We start from the raw sequence: 13977 nt of genomic DNA, 5'->3' as shown, positions 1-13977 counted from the left end.
CACCTGTAGCTCTCTACAACTCGTCATGTCCGATATTCAGCTGAGTCTCCTCATCATACAGCATTGGGCATTCGCGGGCAACCTGCTCTATAGTTGCCCTGATATGATTCATCTCATCCGAAAACTCTTCAAATGCGGCCGTTGGAACCTTCCTGTTGAGGAACAGCTGCTCTATCTCCCTATTGAACTGCGTCAAGTTATCCACCAGCTCCAGGAACTGGTTGAGCTTATCAGTCTTGTGAGCATTTCTGAATTTAGCGAGATCGCGCTTGATGAATTCCACCACGTCCGTCTCACCGTAAAACTTGCCGAGCAGCATAGGATATGGGGTTACACGGCGCAGATACATGGCATGGTCCCTTCTGATATCCAGCATATATTTAAGCGTAAGATCCTCGCCAACCTCAAATTCATAGATATTGATGTGAGCGGGCTTGTTCTTGACTGTAATAGCCCCCAGCTGCTTTATCATCATATTTATCACATCACTGGACACTTTATCGGTCGTAAATGCATTGCTCATATTGCACCCTCCAATCTATTACATTGCGTATTTAACCAACAGGAATATCATTGAAATCGCTACCGATCCCAGCATAAAAGGCATGCCGATACGCAGATAGCTCTTAAATGTGATTGGATATCCGTGCTTAGTACTTATATCCGACAAAACTACGTTGGCAGATGCACCGATCATAGTTCCGTTTCCACCGAGGCAAGCGCCAAGTGAAATCGACCACCACAACGGTTCTACGTCCATGCCACCGGCCTTCAGAGCCAGAACCAGCGGAATCAAAGTCGCTACAAATGGAATGTTATCCAGGAATGATGACAGAATCGCCGAAGCCCAGAGCAGTATGAGCATCATAATCACCGGATGCCCGGCGGTCTTATCGATTACCACGGCCGCCATCTGTTTGATAACTCCGGTTTCCGTCAATCCTCCGACGACTACAAACAACGACATAAAGAATATAATCGTGGTCCACTCAACATCCTGAATGGCATTATCAACACTCTGCTTGCCGATAATCAGCATGATTGCCGCAGCAGTCAGCGCGATTACAGACGACTCCAGACCAAGCTTGTCATGCAGTATAAATCCGACTATTACGAGACCAATTACTACTACACCTTTTATTAGAAGCGGCTTGTCGGTGATTGACTTGTCAGGATCCAGGCTCATAATCTTGGACGTATCCAGCCCTGACACCTCTATCTCCTTCTTGTACACGAATTTCATCATGATAATCATGAATACAAGTATGAGCACGACAGCTGCACCTGTATTTGCAATGAAATCCATAAACGATAGGTTCGCAGCGCTTCCGATCATTATGTTAGGCGGGTCACCGATGAGAGTCGCAGTACCGCCTACGTTAGAAGCCAGAATCTGAGTCATAAGGAAAGGTACCGGATTAATCTCCAGCATCCTGGCGATAGCTATCGTCATCGGTCCGACGAGCAGTACCGTCGTTACGTTATCGAGAATTCCCGAAAGCGCTGCTGTTATAAGTATAAAAGCAATCATAATCTTCCAGGGATCACCATGAACAGCCTTAGCCGCCTTGATAGCGACGTATTCGAATAGCCCTGACTGTCTGATGACAGCAACCAGTATCATCATACCGACCAGCACGCCTATTGTGTTGAAATCAATGTATGACAACGCCTTTTGACCGGACATAACTCCGGTCAAAATCAGCACAACAGCACCCGCAAGTGCTGCAGCTGCTCTATGGACCTTCTCACTGATTATCAGTCCGATAACAAGTACAAAGACAAGAATCGCAATAATCTTCACTTTTAATCCCTTCTTTCCTATCTGAATCTGAACTAATCGCTGACATCAAGATCAAGCGTAATTTGCACCTGATATTCCGGATATTTCTCCGCAATTTTCTTCAATATCTGATCGCGGACTGCATATCTATCCGGAGCCATAAAGTCCACAACTATGTCAAATACCATCAGAGCCTTCTCCTCGTTTATGTAAAATCCATGCATCTGCAGCACGTATTCTTCCGACATAACGAATCTGGTAATGTCGCTCTTGATCTGCAAGGCTTTGTCATCAGTGGTATTCATCGAATATACTCCGACGGTAGCAATTGCCACACCATATTTGGTGTAGACTTTCTCCTGTATCTGCCTGGTGAGCTCATCAATTTTCGCCGCTGTATAAGTATCCGGTACCTCGATATGAATCTCTCCGATTATCGTGTTGGGTCCGTAGTTGTGAAGGAGCAAATCGTATGCACCGTTTATGCCATCGATCTCCGCTATTGCAGCCTTTATCTCAGTAGACAGCTTGCTGTCTGCACGCTCACCGAGGATCTTGCTGATAGTCTCGCGCAGCATATCGATACCTGCCTTGATTATTACAACTGAAATGATTGCGCCCAGATAGGACTCCAGGCTGATGTCAAATCCGATATACAGTCCTGCAGCGACAAGAGTCGAGATGGATATGATCGAATCAAAAAGCGCATCGCTACCCGAGGCCACGAGCGAATCCGAATTGACCTTTACCCCGACCGACTTTACATATCTGCCGAGCAGCAGCTTCACGAGAACTGCCGCAGCGATGATCAAAAGCGAAACATTCGTGTATGAAGGTGTCTCAGGATTGAGAATCTTCTTGACCGACTCCTGCAGCGCAGTAACGCCGGCGTACAGAACGATCACAGCTATAACCATAGCCGTGAGATCCTCATACCTTCCGTGTCCCAGCGGATGATCTTTGTCCGGCGCCTTGCCGGCCAGCTTGGTTCCCACAATCGTAATAATAGAAGACAGAGCGTCACTCAGATTGTTGACCGCGTCCATAACAATGGCGATAGAGTGCGTTGCCGTCCCTATGACGGCCTTAAAAGCGGCAAGCAGCACATTTGCAATGATGCCGATTACGCTCGTCCTGATAATCACATAATCGCGATTCATCTGCTTATCCATAGTTCCCCCTTGATACAAGCTCCATTGCACAAATCTGATCCGGGTTTAAGATTTGCTATTTCGCCCTCCGGCTGCTATCCGAGCTTGGAGTTCGCCTTATCCTGAAATCTCTCATTGTAGATGATAAACCTCTCGTGAGTTCCCTCACCGATTTTCTCCTTCTCATCGTAAGCTGCGATGCGAAATATCAGCCTGCGCCCATCTACTTCCACAAGCTCAGTCTCACACCTTACCTTCATGCCGACCGGTGTGGCTGCGAGATGCCGGATGGAGATGCCGGTTCCAACTGTGCCCTGTCCAGCTTCAAGCCCGGATTTGACCGACTCCGAAGCAGTCCCCTCCATAAGGGCGATCATAGAGGGAGTTGCATAGACATCAAGCTCTCCACTCCCCACGCTCCCGGCAGTCAGCTTCTCAGTTACAACAAGTTCCCTGCATCCTTTAATTCCAATGTTCATATCTACCCTCCAGTGTTTAATTATATGCTTCTATTTTATGACGTTCACGCCAAGTTTCAAATTAAATGCACACTTTTAAGGAGAGAGAGTAAAAGCCGCGTCCTTCGTGGGACGCGGCTTTTAGATGGATTTTATTAAAAATGGATTCCGGGCAGCAAATTTACACGCTTATTCCTGCACGTTCTTTGCCATATATGCCTCCAGTCCTGTGCGAATCAGCTCGCAAGCTCTTTTGATATATTCCTTCTCCAGCACATAAGCGATTCTAATCTCGCTCTTTCCCTTACCCGGTGTAGCGTAGAATCCGCCGGCAGGTGCGAACATCACAGTTTCGTTGTTATCCCGATACTCTGTGAGCAGGAACATCAGGAAGTCTTCGGCGTCATCAATCGGGAGGTCAATCATCATGTAAAAAGCGCCGCCCGGCTTGTGGCAGATAACGTCCGGAATCTGCATGATTTCCTCATATGCTGCATCTCTTCTGCCGCAGTACTCCTTGTTCATCTCCTCATAGTACGAATGAGGCAGCTTGAAGAGTTCTGCCGAGCCGATCTGATCGATTGTGGATACGCACAGTCTGGATTGAGCCAGCTTGATGATACCGGTGATATAGTCTTCATTCTTAGATGCCGCAAAGCCTATTCTAGCACCGCAAGCTGAGAATCTCTTGGATACGGAATCGATGACAATCAGTCGATCACTGATTCTATCAATGTTAGCGAAGCTGTGTGGCTTCATACCATCATACACATACTCTCTGTATGCCTCGTCCGCAATGAGCCATAGATCGTGCTCAATCGCAAAGTCTGCAACTGTCTCCATCTCCTCCGGTGTCAGTGCAAGACCTGTCGGGTTGCCGGGATTGATACAGACAATAGCTTTGGTTTTGTCAGAAATCACAGCCTCCAGTCTCTCCTTGCTAGCGTAACGGTATCCCTCTGTCGATGTAGTAGGTATAGGCCTTACAACGCCACCTGTAGTGAGGACAAATGTGCAGTAGTTGCTGTAGAACGGCTCAGCTATCAGCACCTCGTCACCGGGATCCAGTATTGTGGTAAAAGTCATCGTAAGAGCTTCGGATGCACCCATCGTAACTACGATGTCAGTAGGCTTATATTCTATGCCATACTCCCTCCGGTAGTAATCGCAAACCGCCTCCAGAAAGTTGATGTCGCCCTGAGACTGCTGGTATGCAAGAACATCTTCGTCATACGCATTGACTGCCGCTGCAAAACATTCAGGCGTCTTGACATCCGGCTGCCCGATGTTGAGGTGATATATCTTTACCCCTGAGTTCTCGACTTCTGTTGCAATAGGATTGAACTTTCTAATAGGCGAAAACTGCATCGCTTCTGAGTTTCTGCTTAATTTCATACTTGCATTCCCTTTCTGTACAAATAACTAATTATTTTTGAAATTATTTATATTGTACCACAATTACAGTATTCAGTGTATGCATTTACATACAATAATCACTTTTAATTTTATTATCATGTCCATAAAAAACGCGAATGACAACAGCATGCAAAACCGCATAACAGGCATCACCGGCTGCCATCGCGCGAAATACCTTTAACTATAGCTCAATTTGCATTTTCCCAGTCTAGTACTGAGAATACTTAACCTCTGCCCTACCTAATGCTATAGTCATCACGAACGTAAACACCAGGTAGATTCCGGCTGCCAGCACGTACGGAACCAGCGTTCCATCGCGGTTAACCATCCCCTGAGCAACCTTCATCATTTCAGCAAGCGCGATTGTCGATGCGAGCGCCGTGTCCTTGATAAGAGTGATAACCTCGTTCGAAATAGGTGGAATTACGATGCGGAACATCTGCGGAATTACGATTTTAGACAGGGTCCGGCTGTGAGTGAAGCCAAGCGAATACGCCGCTTCATACTGTCCCTTGTCAATGCTGTTAAATCCCCCCCTGTATATCTCCGCGAAGTACGCCGCATAGTTGACGGAAAACGTGAGAATGGCAGTTGGAAATGCAGCCATGCGGATTCCAAGCTGAATCGGGAAGAAGAAATAGAAAAAAAACAGCTGCAGCATCAGAGGCGTGCCTCTAAATATAAATACATATGTCTTGCACAGCCACCTGATAGGTGCAATCCTGCTCTGTTCGCCCAGGCATATAGGCAGCCCAAGCGGCAGCGACAGCACAAGAGTCAGCACGAAAAGTTTGAGCGAAATAATTGCGCCCTGTAACATTAACGGTAAAATCTCTCCGATGTAAGCCATCATAATCTCCTTTAATATAGATAGCCAATGCCGGGCGGCATTGGCTGTTCAGCTCATATCGTAATTAATTGTATATTAGCTGCTTATTTGTCGTATCCTTCGAATACAACCATGTTCTTGCCGAACCACTTCTCACTGATTTTCTGAGCTTCCCCGCTGTCGATTACAGCCTTAAAGGCCTTGTTTACCTCAGCTGTTAGCTTCTTGTCACCCTTGCGGAAGCCCACTGCATAGTAGTCAGCTCCGAAATTGAATGGCGATTCATAAAGTGTATCCTTGTTCTTATTATTATATATTGCGTACACCTCGTCAATTGCTACAGCCTGCACACGACCTGCCTTCATGTCGAGAATAGCCTCGTCATAAGTCTTATACTCAGACACGTTATCCTTGAATTCCTTGTATTTGTCATCCTTCTTGATAGCCTCCAGAGCAGCGGAATCTGCCTGAGTTCCAAGCTTCATATTCTTAAGGTCATCTGCGCTGTTGACCTTTACATTGGGGTCAAGCGACATTATGAGGATTCTGTTCTGCAGATACTTCTTGGATAATGACATACTCTTCTGCCTGTCCGGCGTAGCGGACATACCATTCCACACGCAGTCGATATTCTTAGACTTGAGCTCACCCTCCTTAGCCGACCAGTCGATAGGCCGGAACTTGACCTTGATTCCCATTTCCTTAGTAACCGCCTTAGCCAAGTCAATATCAAAGCCAATCAGCTTGTTATCCTTGTCGCGAAATCCCATAGGGGCAAAAGTATCGTCGAGTCCGACAATGAGCTCGCCCTTGTCCTTTACATACTCCAGATCCGACTTGGAACCGGCTCCGCAGCCTGTGAGTCCGAGCACGGTCATCGCTGTGAGCCCGATAGCAATCACTTTCTTCATCTTGCTGTTCATCTTAATCTCTCCTCTTTAATGCTTCCTCTAAATCATCCGTGTTGCGCTTTGCTTCTTTAATTTACCGTAGTAAAGCGCTGATGTGATGATGCAATAGTACCACCGCCTCCTGAACATGTCAATGTCTTTTTATGACTTTTTAAAATTTTATATTAATTTTATTAAAAATAGAATTTTTATATTTTGCGAAGTCTAATTTTGTATTTATATTTATAATTTAAATAAGTTTTTTGTATATGTTGACAAACTATTTTCTATTCTTGTATAATATCATCATTCACGAAGCAAAATTTAATCGGAGGAACAAAAATGCAAAACAAGAAAGCTAAGAGAGAATCTTGGGGCAGCTCACTGGGTTTCATGCTCGCTGCTATAGGTTCTGCCGTTGGACTCGGTAATTTGTGGGGATTCCCGTATAAGCTGGGAATGAATGGAGGCTTTGCCTTCCTGATCCTATACCTGATACTGGCCGTATTTGCCGGATACGTATTAATCATGACCGAGCTGTCCCTGGGCAGAAAGACCAACAGTTCAATCATCCTTGCATATCACGCAATCAGCAAGAAATACACAATCGTCGGGTGGTTCGGAGCTCTAGCTCCTTTCTTCATCCTTGGATTCTATTCGTACCTTGGCGGATATTGTCTGAAGTATACAATTGCAAATCTCGGTGACCTCTTTGGCGCAAAATGGGGTGTTAACGGTATGGACGGCCCTGACTATTTTGCACAGCTTTCTTCAGACAGATTACAGTCATCTGTTTTTACAGCAATCTTCCTTGTTCTTACAATAATAATAGTTGCCCGCGGCCTCTCCGAAGGAATCGAGCGCTTCAATAAGATTGCTATGCCGGCACTGTTCTTCATGCTGCTGATAATAATCATCAGAAGTGTCACGCTTCCCGGAGCTTCGGAAGGTATAGCCTTTCTGTTCAAGCCAAACTTCTCCGTATTCAAGGGAACAGGCTGGATAACGGTTCTCGCTGCAGCCGGCGGCCAGGTATTCTTCTCGCTGTCACTAGGTATGGGTATACTGGTTACATACGGTTCTTATATGAAGAAGGATCAGAACATAGAGAGAAGCAGCTTAATAATTCCTGTCGCAGACACCGTCATTGCTCTCATGGCCGGACTTGCTATCATGCCTGCGGTATTTGCAAGCGGACAGAGCCCACAGGGCGGAGTCGGCCTGCTGTACATGACTCTGCAGACCGTATTTAACGGTATGGGCAAGCTGGGTCCAATATTCGGAGTTCTGTTCTACGGACTGGTAGTAATAGCTGCTATAACATCCTCGATGTCAGTACTCGAAGCAATCATCGGTTCATTTATCGATTACGGTATCAGAAAAGGTAAGGGCAACCAGCGCAAAAAGCTCGCTTGGATATTCGGGCTGGTGTGTCTGTGCATGGGACTCCTTGTAGCGTGCGACGGACTTGGCAAATATTTGCCACCTATGTTCGGAAAGTTCATCTGGCTCGATGGCTTCGACCTGCTGGCTGAAGGTCTGCTGATGCCGTTCGGCGCGTTCATCACGACCATCATCTTCGGTTGGGTGCGTCCAAACGTCCTTCCTGAAGAGGTTCATATCGGTTCAGAATTCAAGTCGGAGAAATTCTACAGATTCTGCATCAAGTGGGTTGCACCTATATTCACATTCTTCATACTTATAGGGCAGCTCAACACATTCTTTGGTCTAGATTTGTTCTAGAGCCCGGGCTATGCTCTGCTCTGTACTCCGGCAGCGCAGGGCTTCAACGACACTGAGTGACAGTTGTCGGCATATAACAAAAACGTAACAGGCGGCTCTCATCTGAGAGTCACCTGCTTTATCTTTGTTATTGATTGTCTGCATTTATTATCAGGTACATTGATAACCGGAAGCTTCATCTATCCCTTTCTGCCTGACCGCTGATGCCTCGCATGTCGCGTTCCACAATCTCATGGATGTGCTGCTTGTATTTCTTGGCTATGCTTCTTGCAAATCTTTTAATATCTCTCATGTACTGCGACTGCTCCGGCTTCATCCGTTGCTTGTCCATCGTCTGTCTGCTTTTACCATCCGGCTGCTTCGCAGCTCCAAACTTATAGCGATTGCGGACCCTAACGTCTGCAACGTCTCTGTATATCTGCCCGCGTTCCTTGTACAGCACATGAACGCCCCGTTTCTGACTGACAGGTCTGTTCTTGGTAGCCAAGAACTTCGCAGGTCGATCTATATAGATGACAACGCTGTTCTCTCGTATAAGCTCTCTGTTTGCTTCGTTCAGTATCGCCCCACCGCCGGTTGCAACTGCCAGATAGTTCCCGGAGCAGATTTCCCTGATTTTATCGTACTCAAGCCCTCGAAAAGCCTCAATTCCATCTCTATTGATGATCGAATTTATCGGACGCCCCACATCCTTAGCTATCGCCCTGTCTATATCTATAAATTTTCGCTTAAGCGCATAAGCAACTTGCTTCGTTATCGAGGATTTGCCGCTTCCCGGCATTCCGACAGTCACCAGGTTGAGCTGTTCGCGGAGCAATCTCTCCATCACAGATGCTGCCAGCGAATAATCCGGTTCCATCTCGCGACCCTCCCAGATATCCCTGGCGTAGATGCCCTGCCAGATGAGCATTCCGAGTCCACCAATCGTGGATACCCCTGCAGCTGATGCGTCCTGCAGGAACTTCGTTCTGTGCGGATTGTAGATTAAATCCACCGCCATTTCTGCACTGCTCAGCTTATCCCAAGACATATCAACGCTATCCAGAGGTGACCTGCCATTGTCCGGAAACATGCCAACCGGAGTCGCATTGATAATCACCTCTGCATCATGCCAGTATGAATCCCGATATCCATATATACCGTTAGCAGCTCTCTCCGAACTGCGGGATATGCGGCAAATCTCTCGCGCACCGAGCATTTGCATTGCATATGCTGCGGATAACGAAGCTCCTCCCGTTCCGAGTACAGCAACCTTTTTCCCCTCTGCAGAGCCCGGCGCAAAGATCTTCATCAGCCCCAGATAATCTGTGTTATAGCCTTTAAGCCTGCCATCCGGCAGCTTCCTGACCGTGTTGACAGCACCGATTGCCTCAGCCTCTTCAGACAGCTCATCCAGATGCTCAATGATCGCTTCTTTATAAGGATTTGTGATGTTAAAGCCATAGTATCCCGGCATACGCACCACCTCTCCGAGTCTGTCAGCATCTCTGAGCTCGATAAGGTTGTACGCATAGCCCCCAATCAGCCCGTGCAGCCTCTTGGATAAGCTGTGACTGACACTGCCGCCAATTAGCCCGTACTTCTTTTCTTCTATATGAACATCCTGACCGCCGGATTGAGATTGGTTGAGTGCGACAATCAGCTTCATCAGGTCTGTCTCAACACTATTTCCCATATGCAATCTCTCTAAAATAACTCTCCATCGTACCGCCTATAAATCATCTATACACAAAAAATGGAAATCATGACGACTTCCATTTCAACTACCATATTACATCATGCAACCTATGCGTCCTGCTCTACAGTATCTGAATCGGACACTGCCGCCTCTATCTCTCCATCGACAGCCGCTTCTGACTCAAATGCTGCCGATGGCTCTACATCATCTCCATCAAGTGCAAGCTCAAATTTATCAAACGAAGCAGTCTCAGCCTTCTCCACAGGTGCATCGACTCTCTTATATTTGATCTTCCCCTCTGCAATCTCATTAGTTGCAAGGCTCACAGGCCTCTCAGCATCAACCTCTGTCAGCACAGGCTTGCCATCTATAATATCTCTGGCTCTCTTGGCAGCTAGCACAACCAGCGTGTATCTGCTGTCAGTTAGCTCGTTAAGCTCGTTAATTGCCGGATATAGCATCATGATTAATGTACCTCCTATAGTCCCTTCTCATATTCTCTAACGATTGGCATGATCTTGTCCGGCACTCGCCGTCTCTCGGCCATGATTATCGCCTGCAGATCATATACGGCTTCGTCAAGCTCGTCGTTGACGATACAGTAATCATATTCGCCAATCAGCTTTATCTCATTGATAGCCTCGTTAAATCTCTTATCGATTACTTCTTCAGTCTCGGTGCCTCGGTTGATAATCCTCCGGCGGAGCGTATCAAGGTCAGGCGGAAGCACAAATACCAGAACTGCCTGCTCCTGCATCTTCTCTTTGACCTGCAGTCCTCCCTGCACATCAATCTCTAGTATGACATCTCTGCCTTTCTCGAGTTGCTTGATCACCATATCCTTAGGTGTACCGTAAATGTTGTCAAACACCCTCGCATATTCAAGCATATCGCCGTTCCTGATCTTTTCTTCGAACTCTTCTACCGTCACAAAATAATAGTCTTTGCCATCTATCTCACCCGGTCTGGGCGCTCTGGTCGTCATCGAAATCGAAAGCGAGATATCTATAGCCTTAAGCAAACGCTTGCAAATAGTACCCTTTCCTGCGCCCGACGGCCCCGAGATAACAAAGAGTCTGCCGTCGTTATGGCCGGACTTTCCCATTGCTGTCTCCTATACTGAATATTTGGCTTGTATTATACCATAAAAGCCGAATTCTCTCTAGCAGTATTTACGTTAATCCTTGCAAATCCCGCATCACATGCCGTACAGCCGTACTACTCGATGTTCTGCACCTGCTCGCGGATCTTCTCAATCTCTGCCTTGAGCTCGAGCATTCTCGAGGTGATCTCCATGTCATTTGCCTTGGAGCCTATAGTGTTAGCCTCCCTGTTCATCTCCTGCACCAGGAAGTCGATTTTCTTGCCAACGGCTTCTTCTTCGCTGTTTATAAAGCTCCTCAGCTGGTCGATATGACTGCCGAGCCGTACCAGTTCCTCAGTTATATTAGACTTGTCGGCAAACACCGCAGCCTCAAGCGCAAGTCGCTCCTCAGAAATCTCAACGCTTCCATCCAGCAGCTCATTGATCCTGGTATGCAATCTCTCCTTGTATTCAACCTCTATCTTGGGAGCGCGTTCAGCGATTGCGTTCTTGGTGTTCTCCATAATAGCAGCCCTCTTGAGGATATCTGCTGCCAGCTTCTCACCCTCAACAGCTCTCATCTCGGAAATGCCGGCGAGCGCTTCATCCAGAGCAGTCATTAGCTCCCTCACAAATTCCTCTTCATCCTCCGCAGCCGGTACCGTCGTAAGCACATCTGTCATGCCTGCAAGCAAGCTCAAGGATATCTGCCCGTCTCCGGACAGGTCGAAGTTCTGACCCAGCTCAGTAAGCGCATCATAGTAACGCTTTGCAGCATCCAGATTCAGATTGACATCTGTCTCACTTTTGCCAAAATTATCGATAGACACCCCTATCTCGATTTTGCCCCGCATCAGCACTTCCTTGGCAGCGGCCTTGATTTTCTCCTCTGCAAAAGAGTACCTCCTGGGCATCTTGACGCTGATATCGCAGTATCTGTGATTCACAGCTTTAATCTCTACGGTGATGCTCCTCTGTTCATCGCTGTATATACCTCTGCCATATCCCGTCATACTCTTGACCATGTGTCTACCTCCCTTTCATCTAGCCTACTGATTATATCCTTTATATATTTCAAAGTAAACACAACACCCTGCTACCCTTGAAAAATGTGCATTTGCATGATATGCTATTTACCATCGTGCCGGTGGAAATGCTCGGCACGGCGGGGCGCTGTTATGCATGATGAGCATGCATAAGGCTCCCTAAAGCGTGCATCACGTGAGCACCGGAAAGGAATACGAATTGGCATTTGACGGCATCATCATATCCGCTATGGCCACAGAGCTGGCGAACGATATAACGCTCGGCAAGATCGAGAAGATATATCAGCCCGGCGGTGAGGATTTATTAATACAGATTCACACAAGAGCGGGCAACGTCAAGCTGCTTGCATCGTGCGGCAGCCAGTCTGCGCGCATCTGCCTCACGGAGAGCAAGTACAGCAATCCGATGCAGCCCCCTAATTTCTGTATGCTTCTCAGAAAACACATCCAGAGCGGTCGTATCACCGCGGTCAGACAGAAGGGCGCAGAACGGATTGTAGAGATTGATATTGAGGCACAGACAGAGCTTGGCTTTACAACCTCCAAGCGCCTTATTGTCGAGATTATGGGTAAGCACAGCAACATCGTGCTGGTCGATATAGATACAGGCAAGATCATCGATGCGATTAAGAGAATTTCTATAGACATAAACAGGTACAGACAGCTGCTGCCCGGAGTCACCTACGTATACCCGCCTGCTCAGGATAAAACACCTTATAACGAGGTAACGACGGCAGACTTTACCGACAGCGAGGGGACAGTGCTCAGCGAAAGGCTGATTATGAGCCGTATTTCCGGTATATCTCCGGCAATCGCCAGAGAGCTTATTGCTGCCGTTGATCCTGCGGAAAGACTCAGAGAGATCTCCGAGGCCGCTGTGAGCGGTTCGGCTGCGCCGGTCGTGTATTTCAATGACGATGACACCCCGCGTGAGTTTCATATCACCGAGCTGTCGGAATATGAAGGGCTGCGAAAACAGACATTTAGCAGCTTGAGCAGCTGCGTTGAGTTCTTTTATCAGCACCGCGCCGGCACCAATATAATCAAACAGAAATCGGTGCCTCTGCACAAGATTGCCAAGTCCGCACTGGACAAGGCGCTTCTTAAGAAAAAGAGACTGTCCGAGGATCTGCTTAGAGCCGAAGATTCAGATAAATACAGGCTGTACGGTGAACTGCTCACCGCAAACCTCCATCTGATAAAGCCCGGTGCTCGCTCTGTCGAGGTAGTAAATTATTACGACGATTCCGATATCACTATTCCGATATCCGAGAAGCTCTCCGGCTCCAAGAACGCGCAGCACTACTTCAAGAAGTATTCAAAGGCGCGCACTGCACTCAAGGAGAAGGCGGTACAGCTCGAAGAGGTCGACTCCGATATCACCTACCTCGAAAGCGTGCTGCAGAGCATTGAGTCTGCAGCTACCGAAAATGAGCTGGAGCAGATCAAGGACGAGTTAATCGAAACCGGGTATATCAGGTTCCGAACTAAGCCCGGCTATAAGCGCAAGCACCGGAAGCAGGTTCCCCCGGAGTTCACCCTTTCCGACGGTCATCACGTTTTTGTCGGCCGTAACAACAAGGAAAATGATCAACTGACGACTAAGACAGCCAGCCGCACAGACGTGTGGTTTCACACCAAGGACATTCCCGGCTCCCACGTCATCCTTGTGACAGAAGCCGGCGAGACACTGGACGATATCCCTGCTGAAACAATCTATGAAGCCGCTTCCATCGCTGCTTATCACAGCAAGGGCAAGGACAGCGATAACGTGCCTGTCGATTTTACGCTTATAAAATACGTCAAGAAGCCAAGCGGTGCTAAGCCGGGTATGGTTATCTTTACACACAACGCAACGGTATATGTGAAGCCTCAGCTGCCGAAGGCAGAGAAGTAGTT

General features: G+C 47.5%; 13 protein-coding genes. 2 read left to right on the top strand and 11 right to left on the bottom strand.

Annotated features, from left to right (window positions below):
- Window positions 1-13 precede the first annotated feature (13 nt).
- The 7 genes from HMPREF0581_RS03080 to HMPREF0581_RS03050 all read right to left on the bottom strand — a co-directional run bounded on the left by HMPREF0581_RS03080 (window position 14) and on the right by HMPREF0581_RS03050 (window position 6560).
- Window positions 14-523 (bottom strand): hypothetical protein, encoded by a 510-nt coding sequence (locus tag HMPREF0581_RS03080; RefSeq protein ID WP_036380403.1) that lies wholly within the window; start codon window positions 521-523, stop codon window positions 14-16.
- 18 nt (window positions 524-541) lie between these two features.
- The gene (locus HMPREF0581_RS03075) at window positions 542-1804 is read right to left on the bottom strand and encodes an ArsB/NhaD family transporter (protein WP_036380401.1); all 1263 of its coding nucleotides are present in this window, start codon (window positions 1802-1804) and stop codon (window positions 542-544) included.
- Window positions 1805-1836: 32 nt separating this feature from the next.
- Window positions 1837-2955 (bottom strand): cation diffusion facilitator family transporter, encoded by a 1119-nt coding sequence (locus tag HMPREF0581_RS03070; RefSeq protein WP_036380399.1) that lies wholly within the window; start codon window positions 2953-2955, stop codon window positions 1837-1839.
- A 74-nt stretch (window positions 2956-3029) separates the two neighbouring features.
- Window positions 3030-3413, bottom strand: coding sequence for a thioesterase family protein (locus tag HMPREF0581_RS03065; protein WP_009643883.1), 384 nt, complete (start codon window positions 3411-3413; stop codon window positions 3030-3032).
- A 168-nt stretch (window positions 3414-3581) separates the two neighbouring features.
- A complete protein-coding gene (locus tag HMPREF0581_RS03060) occupies window positions 3582-4787 on the bottom strand; it encodes a pyridoxal phosphate-dependent aminotransferase (protein WP_009643895.1) in 1206 nt (401 codons plus the stop codon).
- Window positions 4788-5016: 229 nt separating this feature from the next.
- Window positions 5017-5658 (bottom strand): amino acid ABC transporter permease, encoded by a 642-nt coding sequence (locus HMPREF0581_RS03055; RefSeq protein WP_009643881.1) that lies wholly within the window; start codon window positions 5656-5658, stop codon window positions 5017-5019.
- Between the two features lie 83 nt (window positions 5659-5741).
- Complete coding sequence (locus tag HMPREF0581_RS03050; RefSeq protein WP_051426906.1) at window positions 5742-6560, bottom strand: amino acid ABC transporter substrate-binding protein; 819 nt, start codon at window positions 6558-6560, stop codon at window positions 5742-5744.
- Between the two features lie 309 nt (window positions 6561-6869).
- Here HMPREF0581_RS03050 and HMPREF0581_RS03045 point away from each other — a divergent pair, with 309 nt between their 5' ends.
- On the top strand, window positions 6870-8270 hold the full coding sequence (locus HMPREF0581_RS03045; protein WP_036380394.1) for a sodium-dependent transporter: 1401 nt from the start codon (window positions 6870-6872) through the stop codon (window positions 8268-8270).
- A gap of 175 nt (window positions 8271-8445) precedes the next feature.
- Here the strand turns inward: HMPREF0581_RS03045 and HMPREF0581_RS03040 are convergent, their stop codons facing one another.
- The 4 genes from HMPREF0581_RS03040 to HMPREF0581_RS03025 all read right to left on the bottom strand — a co-directional run bounded on the left by HMPREF0581_RS03040 (window position 8446) and on the right by HMPREF0581_RS03025 (window position 12057).
- Complete coding sequence (locus HMPREF0581_RS03040; protein WP_036380392.1) at window positions 8446-9945, bottom strand: shikimate kinase; 1500 nt, start codon at window positions 9943-9945, stop codon at window positions 8446-8448.
- A gap of 110 nt (window positions 9946-10055) precedes the next feature.
- Window positions 10056-10412 carry a DNA-directed RNA polymerase subunit omega gene (rpoZ, locus tag HMPREF0581_RS08515; RefSeq protein WP_084645327.1) on the bottom strand — a complete coding sequence of 119 codons (357 nt, stop codon included), beginning with the start codon at window positions 10410-10412 and terminating at the stop codon, window positions 10056-10058.
- Between the two features lie 14 nt (window positions 10413-10426).
- Window positions 10427-11053: a guanylate kinase gene (gene gmk, locus HMPREF0581_RS03030; protein ID WP_036380390.1), complete on the bottom strand. Its 627-nt coding sequence runs from the start codon at window positions 11051-11053 to the stop codon at window positions 10427-10429.
- Between the two features lie 113 nt (window positions 11054-11166).
- A complete protein-coding gene (locus tag HMPREF0581_RS03025; RefSeq protein ID WP_036380388.1) occupies window positions 11167-12057 on the bottom strand; it encodes a YicC/YloC family endoribonuclease in 891 nt (296 codons plus the stop codon).
- A 196-nt stretch (window positions 12058-12253) separates the two neighbouring features.
- Between HMPREF0581_RS03025 and HMPREF0581_RS03020 the strand changes: the two genes are divergently transcribed.
- Window positions 12254-13975 carry an Rqc2 family fibronectin-binding protein gene (locus HMPREF0581_RS03020; protein ID WP_156918805.1) on the top strand — a complete coding sequence of 574 codons (1722 nt, stop codon included), beginning with the start codon at window positions 12254-12256 and terminating at the stop codon, window positions 13973-13975.
- The last annotated feature ends 2 nt before the right edge of the window (window positions 13976-13977 follow it).

Origin of the sequence: Mogibacterium timidum ATCC 33093, assembly GCF_000525775.1 — a bacterium.
Taxonomy (GTDB): Bacteria; Bacillota; Clostridia; order Peptostreptococcales; family Anaerovoracaceae; genus Mogibacterium; species Mogibacterium timidum.
This window is presented reverse-complemented; position numbering and strand designations above follow the sequence as displayed.